This window comes from Flavobacterium sp. FG19 (assembly GCF_057809475.1).
Genome location: NZ_JBMDKA010000002.1, coordinates 16,046 through 32,449 on the forward strand (window position 1 = coordinate 16,046; position 16,404 = coordinate 32,449).

Sequence of the window (16,404 nt, forward strand, 5' to 3'; positions counted from 1 at the left end):
CACTAATTTTTCAGTCCATAAATCGTAAAAAAGAAAAATCCTCTTTCAGCATTTCTATTTCATTTTTTCGGGTCTCTTCCTGAGCTTGCTGAGCATAACCAAACATTCTTTGCTCATAATCCAGAATAGCGGCTTCAATAGTTTTAAAATCCCCGTCCGTCAGATTTTCAGATAAAATTAAAGCATCCAGAAGTCCAATATTTACGCCCTGTCCGGCAAAAGGAGGCATTAAATGTGCTGCATCGCCAATAAGCGTAATAGGTAAGGAGCGGTTATTTTTCCAGGGTTTCTCTACAGAAACCCCTTTTGTGGGTAATCCTGTAAAAAAAGAAGTGGCACAAAACAACTGCTTGTACAATTCGCCCCAGTTCGAAAGCTTCTTTAAAAGAAAATCTTGTATACTTTCTGTATTGGTAAAATCCAGTTTCATTACTTCGGGTGCCTTAAAAATAACATTATAACTTAGTGCTTTACGATTCTTAGGGTTTGCCACCAGTAAATTTCCACGGTATGAAGTCATTAAAATCTTATCATCGCATAGTCGATAAAAATCAGGACAATCTAATTCCGGTGCTGTAACTTCTCCCTGTATCATATAGGTTCCGCTGAGTTCTGTTTCTGCCGTCGTAAGATATTTTCTAATCGCTGTCATACCGCCATTAGCACCAATTACAAAATCGGCTGTTTCTCTTGTTCCGTTTTCAAAATAGAGAATCCATTTTCCATTTTCTTCCACAAGATCAGTTAGTTTACGATCCCAGATCACCGTATTCTCTTCTAAACTGTCAATTAATAATGTTCGCAGGTCATTTCGGTTAATTTCCGGTCCGTCGTATTGTTCTTCAGCCGTAATTTCTTTACTAAACAAAATAGTACCGGAATGATCCGCCAGAATCCTTCCCATAGGAATCGCTTTTTCATAGTAGGCTTCCAGCAAACCCGCTTTCTGCAGAGCATCCTGTCCCGAGCCTTTATGCAAATCGAGTGTGCCTCCCCAGATTCTGGCCTTCGGATTTTCATCCCTTTCATAAACCGTAACTTCAATATTCTTTTGCTGTAATAACCGCGCCATAGTCAAACCAACAGGTCCTGCACCAATGATGGCCGTTTTCTTATTCGTAAGTATCATAATATCGTCTTTTATTAGGGAACAAAATTGCAAAAGATGACAAAAGACAAATAGTAAAAATCAGTCGTTCTTGAGATTCAGTTTTTTAATAACTGTAATATCCATAAAACGATCATCCTTGTTTTTACTGAGTTCCTTAGGCGTAACCCCTGAATATTTTTTGATTTCCTTGATAAAATGATTCTGATCTGTAAAATTATGCTCCAGAAAAAGCCGGCCTTCACTGATATGTTTAAACGACGATCCAAAACGAAGGATATTGCAATAGGTTTTAAGAGAAATACCAAACTGCTGATTAAAGTAACGATTAATCTGGCGGCTGCTCCAGTACACATTATCAGAAAGTTCCTTTACTGTAACAGAACCTTCTGAAGCATAAATACGGTCAAATAATTTCTTTTTGCGACTGTCGATATTGTCAGCCGGAATGCTTTTGATAAGTCCTGCCGCTTTAGCAATAAAAGAATCGAAAGTGCGTAAATCCTCCTTATCAAAATGCCAGAAAGCAGTAGAAATGATTTTACCGTCATTTACAACTTCTTTTAAAGAATCACCAAATAAATATTCAACGGCCAGCAGTTTAAACCCAATCGAAAACATTTTTGCTCCGGCAGGAATCGCAACCTCAGTAGGAAGCGTGTCCAATCCTCTGATTGCCGTTTCCCAGGTCTCAGAATCCCTATTCATAACTGCGAGATCGACCATTCCGTTAGGCAGAACAGTTGACGGAATAGGCTTTCCGGTATTGTTCTCCAGTTTCCAGAAACTGTGTACAAAATGCGAAATGGAAGGATCCGGTAAAGCTGACTCAATAATAAGATTCATAATTTTTTATATAATTTTCCGCAGATAGCTATAAAACAGAATATTTTTTCGGCTTCAGTCCGATATGTTCTTCAAAAACCCTTGAAAAATGACTCAGATTGGTAAACCCTAACTGATAACCGGTTTCTGAAACGGACAAACGTTTTTCTTTCAGCAATCGGGCCGCTTCCTGCATTCTCCTGTATTGATAATATTCAAAAACGCCCTTTCCAAAGGTTTGTTTAAACAACTTCCGCAGTTTGGGTTCGCTCATTCTGGCCTCTTTTGCCAGCGAAGCGATGTCCGGAGCCTTATCCAGATGAGCTTGTAAATGATATTTAATAGCATAGAGCGCTTTAATATCCTTAATATGAATTCCCGCCGCCGGAGTTTCTTCGCGTTCTAACAATACCGCAAAAATATGGCATAACAATTCTTCACACTTGACTTTATGATATTGACTTTCTAAACTTTCCGGGACCGTCTGATGGATCATCTCACTTGCTGTTGTAATCATAGCAGGAGAAATTCCCGTTTCATAAACAAAGGCTTCTGCTGATGAAAGTATATTTGAAATTAAGGGATGTTTTAAATCTCCAAAAAAATGTTTTAAATAATTACGTGAAGCCGAAATGGTGATACTCCTGAAAAAAGTATTCTGCGGCATGGCAATTACAGAAGAAACAGACTGCATACCAATAAATACACTGGGCTGCTCAGAAATAATCATTTCCTGCTGTCCTGTCGAATCAAATATTCCGGTGAGAAAGAAAATAACGTTTTCCTGTCCTTCAGGCAGTTCATTTTTACGTTCGAGTACAATTTCTTCCTTCAGGTAATAATTCCGGATCATCATTCGCAAATCATTTCCCCAGGTAAATCCGGTCATATAGCCGTCACCCAGCGATTTGGGAATGTCTATAAAACGTCCCCGTACCGAAGCTCCAATAGCATCTGCAAATTTGTGCAGGATTCCAGCACCATTTTTATCAACGACCTCAATTTTCATTTACGACTATTTTACTATCAAAAAGAGATATTTTACCTATAAAGATACAGATAATTTTGTATTGAAAATAGAAACAAATTAAAAAGACTATATTATGTTAACAGATACTAAAAAAATAGCCATCATTGGAGGCGGACCAGGCGGATTAACACTTGCCCGTTTATTACAGGAAAAAGGAGCCGATGTAAAAGTATATGAGAGAGACGCAGACCAACTGGTACGCCAGCAGGGATCAACGCTTGATCTTCATGACGATACCGGTTTAAAAGCCATAACAACAGCGGGATTACTGGATGAATTTAAAAAATACTATCGTCCGGGAGCTGATAAAATGAAAATCGCTAATCGCGGCATGGAAATCGTTTATAACGATCATCCTGAAAAACCCGAAGAAGATTTTGGAAATGAACATTTTCGTCCTGAAATTGACCGCGGACCTTTACGTGATCTCCTGATTGCTTCTTTAAAAGAAGAAAATGTAATCTGGAATTCTAAATTCATCAAAATGGAGCCTACAGGAGAGGGCTGGGAGATTTCTTTTGAAAACGGAACTACTGCCTATGCAGATCTGGTAATTGCTTCAGACGGGGCTAATTCTCGTGTCAGAAAATATATTACAGATATTCAGCCTCTATTTTCAGGAGTAACTGCAGTTGAAATCAATGTTTACAATGCTGCAAAGAATGCACCTAAATTATGGAAACTGGTAAACGACGGGAAAATATTTGCCTTAGATCAGGGAAAAACACTTTTATTCAGTGCCAAAGGCGACGGAACCCTGACGGTTTTAATTGGATTGAAAACCGATGAAAACTGGATTACAGCATCCGAAATTGATTTTAAGAACAGGTTATCCGTTTTTCAGTGGTTTAAAGAGGAATTTGCCCAATGGAATACGGAATGGCAGGAATTATTTAACAGTAGTGAAATTTCAATAATTCCGCGTCCAATGTATCATTTTCCCTTAGATCAGTCCTGGAAACCATTACCTAATCTGACCATGATTGGCGATGCCGCACACCGTATGCCTCCGTATGCAGGAGAAGGAGCCAATCAGGCATTAGCCGATGCTCTTGAATTATATGAAGTACTGACTTCTAATTTGTTTGTAAAAATGGAAGATGCCATAGGTTTCTTTGAGAAGAAAATGTGTGCCAGAGCAGCTGAAATCACCGAAATCACCCTGCAGCAGACAGAGGCTATGCATGATGACAATAATCTGGAGTTACTGGTTAATTTCTTTGATGAAGCTTTTAATTCCTGAGCAGGGGGGGGCTTAGTGTTCAGTTTTTTAGTGTTCAGTCTCAGTATGCAGTCTCAGTATGCAGTCTCAGTATGCAGTCTCAGTATGCAGTTTGACAAGAACTGAATACTGAGAACTGTGACTGAACACTAAACACTAAAAACCCCGTCTGTCAGCAGGTCTGAAATACCAGGAAACGACTGTTAGAACCAATAGTAAAGAAGGACCAAAATAGGCTGTACCGGAATCTCCAACAGCAAAATGAGAAAAAAGGGCACCGCTCATCGCAAAAAAGAAACCGGCATAAGTCCATTCTTTCAATAAAGGAAATTTAGGGATCAAAATAGCAATCACTCCCAAAATCTTCCAGAGGCCCAATATCGTTAAAAAATAAAGCGGGTAACCTAAATGCGCCATCATATCAGCCTCCTCTTTTATTTGTAATAGTTGTACAATTCCGGTTGAAGCCATTCCTAAAGCCAGCCAAAGTGTAGCAATCCAGTAAATAATTTTGTTTCTTCTGTTCATAGTGGTTTTATTTTAATTGGTTTACGATTTCCTCTAAACGGTTGTGTGCCATGTTTAAACCTTGTGCAAAAGGAAGTTTTAACTGCTGATCACGATATTCAACCGATTTATATATAATCTGCATGGTTAATCTACTGGTTTCATCAGTAAGTTTTTCAAACTCCAGAAATTCCAGCTGAGGAGCAAAATTGGCATTTTCCATTTCAAATGTTCTGACAATCTTCTGTTCCGGAACAAAATCATGAATAACACCATTGGCACTAAATACCACATTTCCGTTAGGATCTCTGGTTTCATACTGCCAGCCCCCGTATTTTTTATTTTCTTGTTTGAGGACATTCGTTCCCATCCATTGTTCAACAATCTGCGGTTCAGAATAAGCTTTAAAAAGTAGTTCCAAAGGCAGATCAAATTCTCTTGTAATCAGAATTTCCTGCTGACCATTTTCAGCATTTATTTTGGTTTTACGTTCCATAAACTAATCATTTTTAGGTTTGTAGTTCTTCATTATACTTTCTAATTTATTAAAACGATCGTCCCACATCTGGCGGAAAGGTTCTATAAAATCAGCTACCTCTTTTATTTTTTCAGCGTTGATGTAGTAATAGATTTCCCTGCCATTCTGCTTTTGATCCAGCAGTTCACATTCTGTCAGGATTTTGATATGCTTTGAAATGGTCTGTCTGGACGAATCAAAATTTTCGGCAATAGTTCCCGGTGTCATTGCCTGCAGGGCTACCAGATTTAAAATCGCTCTTCGGGTTGGGTCGGCAATAGCCTGAAAAACATCTCTACGTATTTCCATTGTGCAGTTATTTGACTGCAAATATAGTGCAGTTATCTGACTGCGCAATATTTTTTTGATATTTTTTAATAGCAGATTTAAAAGAAAGAGTGCAAATCCCGGAAAAACAGCGTAATTTTCCTAATTTTAAACTTCTAAAAAAGAGAGACATGAACAATACAAAGGTTTTTCAGTATTCATTTGCGAGCATTTACCGTTTATATAAGGAAAAAGCAGAGAAAAAAGGACGAACAGCAGAAGAAGTAGACACCGTTATTCTTTGGTTAACTGGTTATACCGAGAAACAATTCAGGGACCAGATTGAAAAGAAAGCTGATCTGCAGACCTTTTTTGCCGAAGCTCCTGATCTAAACCCTAATGCTTCGAAAATCACAGGAGTTATCTGCGGTTATCGCATAGAAGATATTGAAGATCCGCTGATGCAGAAAATCCGCTATATGGATAAACTGGTTGACGAACTAGCGAAAGGCCGTAAAATGGAAAAGATTCTAAGGGAATAAAAAACAAAAACCTCCAGAATATATTTAGAGGTTTATTGTTCTGTTTTTTTAAGATTTAATCTAAACCGGCAAATTTAAAGGATGCCGTTATTTTAAAATTCATCGAGGATTCTCCTGAGTAGTTTTCATTATTGGCCAGACTTAATTTTTTGATTTTTCCTTTTTCACTAAAATCCAGTTTACTAAATTCTACCCAGACTACATTTGGATTCAGTACATTATCGAAATAATATACCAGATTCTTCTGATCGGCTACTGTTCTCCATCGGGTAGATGAAATATTAGGTTCCGTTTCAGAAGAAATTCCCAGCGGGACAGAACAGTTTCGGATGACCCCAAAAACACTCGAAAGTGCTGTTCTGATATTATCTGTTTTTGGAATAGCATCAATATAATAAGAAGCCCTTACAAAACGGTCTGCCGCACGATTAGTTCCCGGAAGCATGATCGTTCCCGGAATCCCTTTCCAATAGGTATTAATAGCCAATTGGTGGTCAAAAATAGGGGAGTTCGTCATTGCTGCATATTTTCGGTCGTGATGAATGACCAGATTTCCGTCTATATATTCAAAAATAGCATTATCTCCTGAAGAATCGGATAAAGACAAATGTACAGTAGCAAAAATATCGGTTCCCGGAATATGGGAAGACGTTACTACAAAATCCTTCTTTTCCAAAGCAGTTACAGCCTCGGCAACAGTAGCATAATTGTCTAAAACGTACTGCAGCCATAAAGAAACCGCAAGACCTTTCACCGGGCCGTTTTTCTCAAACTTGGGATATGTAGATTCTACCAGCCATAAAAGATTGCCTACCAGTCCTTTTTCGTTCATTCCGTCAGACGACGCAATATCCCAGGAACTGGTAACTACACTTCCGTATTTTGATTTCCATTTTACCGAATTGTTTCCGGCTTCACCAAATCGGTCAATTCCTCTGGGAAACAACCATAAGTTGGCCGGAATTTCACCACGCCAGTCCATAGATCGCGCTGTTATAATAGTACCATTTAAACCTTCATACACGATTCGGGTACACGAATTAACTTTTACTGGGAGCAGAATAATGCTTAGTACAATCAAAATTGCTATTAGTCTTTTTTTTAATTCCATAACGGGAGGTATTAAATTTTAAAATTAGCCTGTTTATCAGTCGATTAGCTAATTTAAGAATTAATCACTAGAAATAACTTACAAATGCTATGCGATTTTGCATTACAAAAACTTTATTTTTGAATTATTTATTTAGAATAATTACAAATAAGTTGTTTTTAGAATTTGTAAAAGTTATTTTTGAAGCGGTATAAACGCCAGCTAAAAAATATCTTATGAGAAAAAAGATCCTAAAAATATTCCAGTATTTCGTTCTGGTATTAATTCTGCTGTTCATTTCTGGTTATGTCTTCGAACAGATTTCCAGATCTTATTATGATAAAAAACGGCCTCCGGAAAATGAATTTATAAGTATTAATGACCGAAAAATCCATTTTAAGAAGATGGGAAATCACTTAAAAGGGACTATTGTTTTTGAGTCCGGTTTGGGCGGCGATTATCTGCATTGGCAGCAGCTTCAATCACAATTATCTACAGAATACACTACGATTTCTTATGACAAAGCCGGAATATTGTGGAGTGATCCCTCAAACGATGTTTCATTACAAAGATATTCAGAAGACCTGAATACGCTGCTTACGAAGACCAACTGCCCGAAACCTTATATTCTAGTTGGGCATTCTTTTGCCGGAATCACCTTGAGGTCTTTTATTAAGAACCATGCAGATGATATTGGAGGCATTGTCTGGGTCGATGTTTCTCATCCGCTTCAGCTGGAAAAATCCTCCGAAAACCTGAAAAAATCCGTTACACCGCCATCACATGCAATGTTGAGTTTTTTAAATGAAACTGGTGTAATCAGACTGCTTTATACTTTCGTTCCGTTTACGAAATCAGTTCCTAAAGAGCATATTTTTAATGAAAACGTACAAAACTATTTTTACAGGATTTTTGACGGTCTGATGCAGGAAATGGAAAGCGACAAAAAATTGATGAAAGAAGCAGAGCAGATTACCAGTTTTGGCAGTATTCCGTTAACCATTATTACAGCAAAATATCCAAACGGAGTAGAGAATCTTGCCGATTTAAATTTGACAAAAGAATATTTATCAATTCATAATTCACTTCAAAAAGATTTATTGCATTTATCTACAGACAGTAAACAAATCTTTGCAGAAAAAAGCGGCCATTATGTAACATTACAGGAACCGGATCTGATTATCGAAGCAGTAAAAGACATTTATGGTAAACAGAAACCATAAAACATAAAAAAAGCCACTTTGAAAGAGTGGCTTTTAAATGTTTATATTATTCTATCCTTTTGAGTGTAAGTTTTACTTCTTTACTATCCAGAATCAGTTCATCACTGGTAATAGTACTTTCGCATGGATAAGGGGTTCCAACTTCATCTTTAATCACTAAACTTTTTCCTCCTTTTGTCAATGCGTAAGTTCCGTCTGTTATCTCTCTTGTTAAATATCCGGTTACATGCCCGTCTTTTGTAAAAGTGAGAGTTCCATCAGTTAAAATCACAGTTTTAAGAGAGTCCGACATTGGAATTTTCGGTTCTACTGCTGTTATTTTCCAGGAGTTAATCAATTTATTTCTTCCCCTGGAACATGAAATCATTAATACTGCAGCCAATGCAAGTGCGAAGATAAGTAATTTAGAATTTTTCATGGTTATGTGATTAAAATTAGACAGGAAAAAGATACAAAAAAAAATAGTACCCATAACATTTTAATAACACAAATTAACTGATATCTAATATTTTAGAAACAATCCCAATAAACACAGGCTTTGTGCAGAACACGAAAAGAGGTTCCGTATTTAATTAAGAGTAAGCGCTCCCAGAATTTCTTCGTACATAAAAGGTCCGCCCGGATATTTGGCCGTATAATCTAAATTCATCCAGACCTGGCCGCGCTCATCGATATGATAATGCAGTTTTTTGCCATAACTTTCCTTTTGAAACAATACGTTCTTAATGAGATAATTGACTTTTTCCAGATCAATCATAGAACCTATTAATATTTCCGGATAAATATGACCTTTCGTATGAATAAGCCTCGGAGTTCCGCCAATAGAACGAATCGCTGCCGCCATCAAAATAGAATGATCATCACAGTCTCCTGAAAAATATTCCAGAGATTCGCTGGCAGTAGCAATGTAATCGCCGTCTTTAGGATCGTTTACGTAGTTCCACCGCCCGTTAATTTCCTTGAAAACGGCAAAACACTGAATAATAGTCCGGTAATCTGAATAGCCCTTAATACCTTTAAAATGTTTATTAGCAGACATGATCGCAAAGTTTCTTACTTTGGGATTTTGATATTCTATGGCACTGATAATTTTGGACCGGTTAGGAAACGGAAGCAGTTTGGCCACGATGATATCCTGCGGATACGGATTGTCTGACATCGTGTAAATCATCGAATTATAATCTTCCGAAATCTCGCTAAAACCATAATTACCTATAACCGACCCGTAGAAAAGAACAAGTAAATACAAGACGACACATAAAATGATGATAGTCCGCAGGTACATTAGCAAAAAGAAAATTGCGGCGAAAACAAAAATGAATATAAAAACCCGGTCCAGATTAAAAGCCCATTCTAAATCGATAAGGTTTTGATGCAGAATGATAAATATCGGAATCGTTATCAAAAGACTCAACAGCGAAATAATAATCCTGTCCCAGGGAGATTTCACCTGTAATCTGGATTTTAATTGCGGAAAGTCAATTTTAGGAAAATTTATCATAAGAATCAAAAGCAGTTTTTACAGCGCTTTTACCGTTTCAACAAAAGTACTTTTTTTATCAATAATTCCCAGATCAAATAACTGATTTTGAATTTTGACAAATGCTTTTTCATTTAAATGTTTCTGGGACCACTGCGTCAGTTTAAGCCATTCCTGAATGTCTTCTCTTTTCTGATTGAACAATTCGGCTAATGTCTTATCGATATTAGGAATCTGAGCAAAATCCTGAGTAGTTTTATTAATGATTTCCAGTATTTTTTCGATCACTTTTGGGTTCTTTTTCAGGAATTCATCACGAACCGCAATCACAAAAGACGGCCATGGAGTAGGACAGTCGCCCACACGTCTGAAAATACCTTTATCGACAAGCGGTTTGGTCATAAAACGTTCCCACATAAAATAATCGGCTGTTCCATTGGTCAGTGCTTTCACGGCTCCATCGATCGTATTGATAATTTCAAACTGCAGTGTATCGCTGTCCCAGCCTTGTTCATCAGCGTTTACATAAGCCATTAATTGTGAACCTGAGCCAATCCTTGAAATAGCTGCTTTTTTGTTTTTTAAATCTTTTATGGTCTCATAACCGGATTCTGCCGCTACATGAATCCCCCAGATCAAAGGCGACTGCACATAAATCTGTACAATTTTACTGGGATTGCCTGCTGTAATATCTTTGACAATCCCTTCCGTTAAAATAACAGCCATATCAGTCTCACCGTCACGCAGCATCTGACACATTTTTCCGGTGCCCTCCGGAATATCTTTCCATTGTAAATCGATATTTTCTGCCTCAAACTCACCATTTTCAATGCATAAATGCCATGGCAGATTGAAGTGTTCAGGAACACCTGCAATTTTTACAGTCTTCATTATAGTTTTAAGTTTAAGTTAAGTTGGGTTGAGTATGCGTATTAAGTATGTAAGTTTAGTTTTTTATTAAATCTGCCCGGTGTTTATCCGAAAGACAAGGTTCTGCATATTGAATAATATCCTGGGCTTCATATTCGTTTAAAACGCTTCTTACGATCGAATAATCAACATCCCGTACTACTTCTGCCGAAATAAAAGCATCGTTTAAAGCTTCGGATAAACAATTAATGGCTTTTAGTTTTTCTCTGATAATTTCTTTATCAAATCCTTTTTCCAGTATAATTACCTGAACAATTGAGTTTCCTGAATTTTCAATCGTTTCTCTGTAAACCAGTCTTTCTTCTTCTTTATCAAACTCGGCGTAAAATAAATCATCGGTCGCTATTAACGGCCCTAAAAATGGAATATTATCTAATTTAAAAAGCCCCTTTTCCAAATCTATGATTTCGGCCCACATCGTTTCTGAAACCGTTTCTTCTAAGTAATCGCTATAATATTTAAATAATATTTTTTTATGTGTTTCCTGCATTATTCTATTTCGTTTATTACTGCTTTTAAAGGTGATATTACAATACGATAACCATCGGGATCCTGAATCATTTTCCCGTTTTCATTCCAAAAAGGATTGACTGCTGCTATAGTTGTAATACCACTGTGTATTATTTTATGTATCAGATTATTATATTCTGAAATGCTTTTAGGATAAAGTACAATTACATCGTCTTCATCAAAAGAATGACTGGCTTCTTTATCTGATTTTGTAAATTCAAAATGCCAGTCCAGACCAGACTTTCCTATAAAAATCCCGTCATAATTATTGTGATTCTGAAATTCTCCCAGATGTTCAAAACCGAGAATATTAACATAAAAATCTTCTATTTTGTCTAAATCATTGGTATGCCGGGCTACTCTTAAAAACATAATTCAGGATTTTTTAATAATTATCAAATTCTCTAACAACGGGGCATTTTTCTTTAATTACCGGCCAGTTTATTCAGTGTATAGGCAATCAAAGCATCAACGGCCTTATACGGATCTTCGCTGAAAGTTCCTGAGGCACGATTCGCAATAATCGCATTTAAAGATAAGGCATTATGTCCTAAAAGAGAAGAAAGCCCGTAAATTGCTGCGGTTTCCATCTCTAAATTCGTAATACGATTATCATTGAAACTAAAATTATCCATTTTATTATTTAACTCTTCGTCCTGAATGTTTAAGCGCAGAACACGTCCCTGAGGTCCATAAAAACCTCCGGCTGTCGCGGTTATCCCTTTAAAAATGCTATCTGATTCAATTAGTTTTTCCAGTTTCTCTGAGCAGGCAATAGCATACGGTCTTCCTTTTTTACTGTCCCAGCCGGTATGGGAAATAAAAGCGTTTTCAATATCTGCATTTGAAACTTCATCAATTAAATAGGAGCGGAGCATATTATCAAGTCCTAACCCAAATTTTGACATTACAAAACTGTCTACCGGAATATCTTCCTGTAAAGAACCTGAGGTTCCTATTCGGATAATATTTAAAGATGTTAACTGTTCTTTTGGCTGTCGTGTTTTTAAATCGATATTTACCAATGCATCCAGTTCATTCAGAACAATATCAATATTGTCTGGTCCAATTCCGGTTGACATTACCGAAATTCTTTTGCCTTTATACCTTCCGGTCTGTGTTTTAAATTCTCTTTTTTGTGCCGAATATTCGATGGAATCGAAAAACTGGGTTATTTTTTCTACCCGGTTCTGGTCACCCACAAAAATAATGTCATGGGCAATATGTTCCGGCCGAAGGTTTAAATGGTAAACGCTCCCGTCCGGATTTAATATTAATTCTGATTGTTTTATCATTTTTTTTTACGGTTCTGAGTTGCTGAGATGATAAGATGCTGAATTTTTTCTTTTTTTTCAGGTTGCAGGAACCTGAAACTTTAAAACAGAAACTATTTAACCGCCGACTCTTTTAGTTTTAAATCCTTTTTCTTTTAAAATAGCCATAATTTTATCACGGTAATCCCCCTGAATAATAATCGAATCATCTTTAAAAGTACCGCCAACACTCAGTTTGGTTTTGATTTCTTTCGCCAGTACTTTAAAATCTTCATCACTTCCTTCATAACCTTCAATTATGGTAGTGGGTTTTCCTTTTCGCTTTTCAAATTTACAGATCATGGGCTCTTTTTGTACATACAGCACATGATCCTGTTCCTGAGTTTCTTCAGGTTCATTCGATTCTACGTGATCCGGAAATAAGTTTTTTAATTGATCTTTTAAATCCATATTTTTCTATTCTGTAAAAATAATTTTCCAACCATAAAGGTATTTAAAAATTAAATTCCAAACCCCATAACAGAGTTTGGAATTTGGAATTTTTTAACCGATAAAAACCGGATGGGAATTTATTTGTGTTTTACTTCTTGATTAAACCTAATTCCACTAAACGTTCGTGTAAAAACTCTCCCGCTGAAATGTCCTCAAACTTTTTAGGGTTTTCGGCATCAATACAATTTTCAAGACAGTCCAGACGCATATCGCTCACCGGGTGCATAAAAAACGGAATAGAATAACGGGATGTTCCCCATAATTCTCTTGGAGGGTTTACAACCTGATGAATCGTTGATTTTAATTTATTATTGGTATGTCTCGAAAGCATATCTCCAACATTAATTACCAATTCATCATCTGCCGCAATGGCATCGATCCAGTCACCATTATGATTCTGAACCTGAAGTCCTTTACCCTGAGCTCCCATTAATAAAGTAATCAGGTTAATATCTCCGTGTGCAGCTGCGCGAATAGCATTTTCCGGCTCAACCGTAATAGGAGGGTAGTGGATGGGTCTTAAAATAGAGTTTCCTTCTTTGGCATATTCATCAAAATAAAACTCATCAAGACCTAAATGTAAAGCCAAAGCTCTCAAAACATATACTCCCGTTTTTTCAAGCATCTGGTACGCTTCTTTACCCACTTCATTAAAACGCGGAAGTTCAGTAACTTCTACATTGTCCGGGTATTCTGCTGCCCATTTTGAATCTTTGTCAACATACTGGCCAAAATGCCAGAATTCTTTCAAATCTCCCTCTTTACGCCCTTTAGCATGTTCTTTTCCAAAAGAAACATAACCTCTTTGTCCGCCAATTCCGGGAATTTCATACTTATGCTTAGTTTCTATTGGCAGGGTGAAAAATTTTCTGATTTCACCATACAATTCGTCTACCAGTCTGTCATCTAAGAAATGACCTTTTAAGGCAACGAAGCCAATGTTTTCAAATGCACTGCCGATTTCATTTACAAATTTTTGTTTACGTTTCGGGTCGTCCGAAAGGAAATCACGTAAGTCTACACTAGGAATGTTTTGCATACTTTACATTTTTATTTAAGAAAAAAGGTACTAAACCTTTCCATAACAAAGGTAGATAATATTTTAGATTTCAATTTTATAATTTTCAATAAACTTTATTTTTATTTCCAATTCCTTACATTAATTTGTGAATAATAATTTTAAAGACTCTAAAATTGAGGGATATTTATTTTTGTAGCTAAAATAATACAGAAAAATTTTTATAATCTAAAAATCCGTTTATCTTTGCTTTTGGTAATAGTCAATGAAAATTATAATTATTTTTCTATTTTTATAAGCAGTCGGCAAAAAACACCTTTTAAAATTATTTAACAAATAATCTTAAAATTGTTATATTTTTATATTTTTGATTTTAAAAAACATTAGCACAATGATCTTTTACAGACAAAACCTTACTGATGAGAAATTACTGGATTTGTATAAAAAAATCCTTAAACCACGTTTGATCGAAGAAAAAATGCTCATTCTGATCCGACAGGGAAAAGTTTCAAAATGGTTTTCAGGAATCGGGCAGGAAGCCATTGCAGTAGGAGTTACCTCTGTTCTGGATGATTCTGAATACATTTTACCAATGCACAGAAATCTGGGCGTCTTCACCAGCAGAAACATTCCTTTAAACCGTCTTTTTTCACAATGGCAGGGAAAAGCAAACGGTTTTACAAAAGGACGCGACAGAAGTTTCCACTTTGGAACTCAGGAATACAATATTATAGGTATGATTTCCCATTTAGGACCACAGCTGGGAATTGCTGACGGAATTGCTTTGGCAGACAAACTTAAAGGAAATAAAAAAGTGACAGCTGTTTTTACAGGAGAAGGCGCTACCAGTGAAGGTGATTTTCATGAAGCACTCAATATTGCCGCTGTCTGGAAACTTCCGGTAATGTTTATTATCGAAAATAATGGCTACGGCCTTTCTACACCAACCAATGAGCAATATCTATGCGAAAATCTGGCTGATAAAGGAATTGGATATGGCATTGAAAGCTGGATTATAGACGGAAATAATATTGTGGAAGTTTATAATAAACTAACGAAGCTGAAAGAAGATATGATCGAAAACCCGCATCCCGTTTTATTGGAATTTAAAACCTTCAGAATGCGGGGTCATGAAGAAGCCAGTGGTACCAAATACGTTCCGCAGGAGTTAATGGCCGAATGGGAAGCAAAAGATCCTGTTACGAATTATCGCAAATACCTGACTGAAATTGGTATTCTGACTCCGGAACTTGACGAACAGTTTCATAGCGAAATAAAGAAAGAAATAGACGAAAACTGGACCCTGGCCAATGAAGAACCTGAAATAGAGGCTACTTACAGCGGAGAATTAGACGATGTATACAAACCGTATCATTTTGAAGAAGTTAACCCGGAATCAGGAAGTGCCAATATTCGCTTTATAGATGCCGTTAGAAACGGTTTAAGCGAATCGATGCAGCGCCATAAAAACCTTATTATTATGGGGCAGGATATTGCAGAATACGGTGGTGCTTTTAAAATAACAGACGGGTTCGTTGAATATTTCGGAAAAGACAGAATCCGAAACACACCTATCTGCGAAAGTGCCGTAGTATCGACCGCAATGGGATTATCAATTAACAGTTATAAAGCAATTGTAGAAATGCAGTTTGCTGATTTTGTATCTACCGGTTTTAACCCAATTGTAAATTTGCTGGCAAAATCCCATTACCGCTGGGGCGAAAATGCCGATGTAGTAGTCCGTATGCCTTGCGGGGGAGGAACTCAGGCAGGACCTTTCCATTCGCAGACCAATGAAGCCTGGTTTACCAAAACTCCCGGATTAAAAGTGGTATATCCGGCATTCCCGTATGACGCAAAAGGTTTATTAAACACTGCTATTAACGACCCTAATCCGGTATTATTTTTTGAACATAAATTATTATACAGAAGTATCTATCAGGATGTTCCAACCGATTATTACACCATTCCGTTTGGAAAAGCAGCCCACGTAAGAGAAGGTTCCGCTGTAACCATTATAGCTTTTGGAGCTCCGGTTCACTGGGCTTTAGATACTTTAGCCAAACATCCTGAAATTGATGCTGATTTAATTGATTTAAGAACCTTACAGCCGCTTGATATGGAAACTATTTTTGCTTCGGTTAAAAAGACAGGAAAAGCAGTTATTTATCAGGAAGACACAATGTTTGGCGGAATTGCCAGTGATATTTCCGCTTTAATTATGGAAAACTGTTTCGAATATCTTGATGCTCCGGTAAAAAGAGTTGCCAGTTTAGATTCCCCAATTCCGTTTACAAAAGCACTGGAAGACCAGTTTCTTCCAAGAGATCGTTTTGAAGAAACTTTACTAGAACTATTGAAATATTAAA

At 36.8% G+C, this 16,404-nt stretch carries 19 protein-coding genes; 4 read left to right on the forward strand and 15 right to left on the reverse strand.

The window, feature by feature from the left end; translation table 11 throughout:
• Nucleotides 1–10 precede the first annotated feature (10 nt).
• From ACODST_RS02005 to ACODST_RS02015, 3 genes are read right to left on the reverse strand one after another with little or no spacing between them, the layout of a single operon-like run.
• Nucleotides 11–1,129 (reverse strand): FAD-dependent oxidoreductase, encoded by a 1,119-nt coding sequence (locus tag ACODST_RS02005; protein WP_488930444.1) that lies wholly within the window; start codon nucleotides 1,127–1,129, stop codon nucleotides 11–13.
• Between the two features lie 60 nt (nucleotides 1,130–1,189).
• Nucleotides 1,190–1,954: a DUF6597 domain-containing transcriptional factor gene (locus tag ACODST_RS02010; RefSeq protein ID WP_488930445.1), complete on the reverse strand. Its 765-nt coding sequence runs from the start codon at nucleotides 1,952–1,954 to the stop codon at nucleotides 1,190–1,192.
• Between the two features lie 28 nt (nucleotides 1,955–1,982).
• Nucleotides 1,983–2,942, reverse strand: a complete 960-nt coding sequence (locus ACODST_RS02015; protein ID WP_488930446.1) for a helix-turn-helix transcriptional regulator — start codon at nucleotides 2,940–2,942, stop codon at nucleotides 1,983–1,985.
• A gap of 94 nt (nucleotides 2,943–3,036) precedes the next feature.
• Between ACODST_RS02015 and ACODST_RS02020 the strand changes: the two genes are divergently transcribed.
• Entirely contained in the window at nucleotides 3,037–4,206 is a 1,170-nt protein-coding gene (locus ACODST_RS02020) for an FAD-dependent oxidoreductase (RefSeq protein ID WP_488930447.1), read from the forward strand.
• A gap of 135 nt (nucleotides 4,207–4,341) precedes the next feature.
• Here the strand turns inward: ACODST_RS02020 and ACODST_RS02025 are convergent, their stop codons facing one another.
• The 3 genes from ACODST_RS02025 to ACODST_RS02035 are packed head-to-tail and all read right to left on the reverse strand — an operon-like array spanning nucleotide 4,342 to nucleotide 5,518.
• Nucleotides 4,342–4,713 (reverse strand): DoxX family protein, encoded by a 372-nt coding sequence (locus tag ACODST_RS02025; protein WP_488930448.1) that lies wholly within the window; start codon nucleotides 4,711–4,713, stop codon nucleotides 4,342–4,344.
• 7 nt (nucleotides 4,714–4,720) lie between these two features.
• Nucleotides 4,721–5,188 carry an SRPBCC domain-containing protein gene (locus ACODST_RS02030; RefSeq protein ID WP_488930449.1) on the reverse strand — a complete coding sequence of 156 codons (468 nt, stop codon included), beginning with the start codon at nucleotides 5,186–5,188 and terminating at the stop codon, nucleotides 4,721–4,723.
• A 3-nt stretch (nucleotides 5,189–5,191) separates the two neighbouring features.
• Complete coding sequence (locus tag ACODST_RS02035; RefSeq protein WP_488930450.1) at nucleotides 5,192–5,518, reverse strand: ArsR/SmtB family transcription factor; 327 nt, start codon at nucleotides 5,516–5,518, stop codon at nucleotides 5,192–5,194.
• Nucleotides 5,519–5,667: 149 nt separating this feature from the next.
• On the opposite strand from ACODST_RS02035, the gene ACODST_RS02040 reads away from it, so the two are divergent.
• Nucleotides 5,668–6,018, forward strand: a complete 351-nt coding sequence (locus ACODST_RS02040) for a DUF2200 domain-containing protein (protein WP_488930451.1) — start codon at nucleotides 5,668–5,670, stop codon at nucleotides 6,016–6,018.
• Nucleotides 6,019–6,073: 55 nt separating this feature from the next.
• Here the strand turns inward: ACODST_RS02040 and ACODST_RS02045 are convergent, their stop codons facing one another.
• The gene (locus ACODST_RS02045; protein ID WP_488930452.1) at nucleotides 6,074–7,129 is read right to left on the reverse strand and encodes a linear amide C-N hydrolase; all 1,056 of its coding nucleotides are present in this window, start codon (nucleotides 7,127–7,129) and stop codon (nucleotides 6,074–6,076) included.
• 215 nt (nucleotides 7,130–7,344) lie between these two features.
• Between ACODST_RS02045 and ACODST_RS02050 the strand changes: the two genes are divergently transcribed.
• On the forward strand, nucleotides 7,345–8,331 hold the full coding sequence (locus ACODST_RS02050; protein WP_488930453.1) for an alpha/beta fold hydrolase: 987 nt from the start codon (nucleotides 7,345–7,347) through the stop codon (nucleotides 8,329–8,331).
• A gap of 46 nt (nucleotides 8,332–8,377) precedes the next feature.
• Here ACODST_RS02050 and ACODST_RS02055 read toward each other — a convergent pair whose 3' ends face one another.
• The 8 genes from ACODST_RS02055 to ACODST_RS02090 all read right to left on the reverse strand — a co-directional run bounded on the left by ACODST_RS02055 (nucleotide 8,378) and on the right by ACODST_RS02090 (nucleotide 14,056).
• A complete protein-coding gene (locus tag ACODST_RS02055) occupies nucleotides 8,378–8,803 on the reverse strand; it encodes a hypothetical protein (RefSeq protein ID WP_488930454.1) in 426 nt (141 codons plus the stop codon).
• A gap of 96 nt (nucleotides 8,804–8,899) precedes the next feature.
• On the reverse strand, nucleotides 8,900–9,832 hold the full coding sequence (locus tag ACODST_RS02060) for a transglutaminase-like domain-containing protein (RefSeq protein WP_488930455.1): 933 nt from the start codon (nucleotides 9,830–9,832) through the stop codon (nucleotides 8,900–8,902).
• Nucleotides 9,833–9,850: 18 nt separating this feature from the next.
• Nucleotides 9,851–10,702 (reverse strand): substrate-binding domain-containing protein, encoded by an 852-nt coding sequence (locus ACODST_RS02065; RefSeq protein ID WP_488930456.1) that lies wholly within the window; start codon nucleotides 10,700–10,702, stop codon nucleotides 9,851–9,853.
• Nucleotides 10,703–10,757: 55 nt separating this feature from the next.
• Nucleotides 10,758–11,231 carry a DUF4265 domain-containing protein gene (locus tag ACODST_RS02070; RefSeq protein ID WP_488930457.1) on the reverse strand — a complete coding sequence of 158 codons (474 nt, stop codon included), beginning with the start codon at nucleotides 11,229–11,231 and terminating at the stop codon, nucleotides 10,758–10,760.
• On the reverse strand, nucleotides 11,231–11,623 hold the full coding sequence (locus ACODST_RS02075; RefSeq protein ID WP_488930458.1) for a VOC family protein: 393 nt from the start codon (nucleotides 11,621–11,623) through the stop codon (nucleotides 11,231–11,233). Before ACODST_RS02075 ends, ACODST_RS02070 begins: the two co-directional genes overlap by 1 nt.
• Nucleotides 11,624–11,676: 53 nt before the next feature.
• On the reverse strand, nucleotides 11,677–12,546 hold the full coding sequence (locus tag ACODST_RS02080; RefSeq protein ID WP_488930459.1) for a nucleoside phosphorylase: 870 nt from the start codon (nucleotides 12,544–12,546) through the stop codon (nucleotides 11,677–11,679).
• A 96-nt stretch (nucleotides 12,547–12,642) separates the two neighbouring features.
• Nucleotides 12,643–12,975 carry a translation initiation factor gene (locus ACODST_RS02085; RefSeq protein WP_488930460.1) on the reverse strand — a complete coding sequence of 111 codons (333 nt, stop codon included), beginning with the start codon at nucleotides 12,973–12,975 and terminating at the stop codon, nucleotides 12,643–12,645.
• 130 nt (nucleotides 12,976–13,105) lie between these two features.
• The gene (locus ACODST_RS02090) at nucleotides 13,106–14,056 is read right to left on the reverse strand and encodes an isopenicillin N synthase family dioxygenase (protein ID WP_488930461.1); all 951 of its coding nucleotides are present in this window, start codon (nucleotides 14,054–14,056) and stop codon (nucleotides 13,106–13,108) included.
• A 370-nt stretch (nucleotides 14,057–14,426) separates the two neighbouring features.
• Here ACODST_RS02090 and ACODST_RS02095 point away from each other — a divergent pair, with 370 nt between their 5' ends.
• Nucleotides 14,427–16,403: an alpha-ketoacid dehydrogenase subunit alpha/beta gene (locus ACODST_RS02095; RefSeq protein WP_488930462.1), complete on the forward strand. Its 1,977-nt coding sequence runs from the start codon at nucleotides 14,427–14,429 to the stop codon at nucleotides 16,401–16,403.
• Nucleotide 16,404 lies beyond the last annotated feature (1 nt).

Coding starts and splice junctions, on each gene's coding strand:
- ACODST_RS02005 (WP_488930444.1), bottom strand. CDS start 1,129: ATGATACTTACGAATAAGAAAACGGCCATCATTGGTGCAGGACCTGTT.
- ACODST_RS02010 (WP_488930445.1), bottom strand. CDS start 1,954: ATGAATCTTATTATTGAGTCAGCTTTACCGGATCCTTCCATTTCGCAT.
- ACODST_RS02015 (WP_488930446.1), bottom strand. CDS start 2,942: ATGAAAATTGAGGTCGTTGATAAAAATGGTGCTGGAATCCTGCACAAA.
- ACODST_RS02020 (WP_488930447.1), top strand. CDS start 3,037: ATGTTAACAGATACTAAAAAAATAGCCATCATTGGAGGCGGACCAGGC.
- ACODST_RS02025 (WP_488930448.1), bottom strand. CDS start 4,713: ATGAACAGAAGAAACAAAATTATTTACTGGATTGCTACACTTTGGCTG.
- ACODST_RS02030 (WP_488930449.1), bottom strand. CDS start 5,188: ATGGAACGTAAAACCAAAATAAATGCTGAAAATGGTCAGCAGGAAATT.
- ACODST_RS02035 (WP_488930450.1), bottom strand. CDS start 5,518: ATGGAAATACGTAGAGATGTTTTTCAGGCTATTGCCGACCCAACCCGA.
- ACODST_RS02040 (WP_488930451.1), top strand. CDS start 5,668: ATGAACAATACAAAGGTTTTTCAGTATTCATTTGCGAGCATTTACCGT.
- ACODST_RS02045 (WP_488930452.1), bottom strand. CDS start 7,129: ATGGAATTAAAAAAAAGACTAATAGCAATTTTGATTGTACTAAGCATT.
- ACODST_RS02050 (WP_488930453.1), top strand. CDS start 7,345: ATGAGAAAAAAGATCCTAAAAATATTCCAGTATTTCGTTCTGGTATTA.
- ACODST_RS02055 (WP_488930454.1), bottom strand. CDS start 8,803: ATGGGTACTATTTTTTTTTGTATCTTTTTCCTGTCTAATTTTAATCAC.
- ACODST_RS02060 (WP_488930455.1), bottom strand. CDS start 9,832: ATGATAAATTTTCCTAAAATTGACTTTCCGCAATTAAAATCCAGATTA.
- ACODST_RS02065 (WP_488930456.1), bottom strand. CDS start 10,702: ATGAAGACTGTAAAAATTGCAGGTGTTCCTGAACACTTCAATCTGCCA.
- ACODST_RS02070 (WP_488930457.1), bottom strand. CDS start 11,231: ATGCAGGAAACACATAAAAAAATATTATTTAAATATTATAGCGATTAC.
- ACODST_RS02075 (WP_488930458.1), bottom strand. CDS start 11,623: ATGTTTTTAAGAGTAGCCCGGCATACCAATGATTTAGACAAAATAGAA.
- ACODST_RS02080 (WP_488930459.1), bottom strand. CDS start 12,546: ATGATAAAACAATCAGAATTAATATTAAATCCGGACGGGAGCGTTTAC.
- ACODST_RS02085 (WP_488930460.1), bottom strand. CDS start 12,975: ATGGATTTAAAAGATCAATTAAAAAACTTATTTCCGGATCACGTAGAA.
- ACODST_RS02090 (WP_488930461.1), bottom strand. CDS start 14,056: ATGCAAAACATTCCTAGTGTAGACTTACGTGATTTCCTTTCGGACGAC.
- ACODST_RS02095 (WP_488930462.1), top strand. CDS start 14,427: ATGATCTTTTACAGACAAAACCTTACTGATGAGAAATTACTGGATTTG.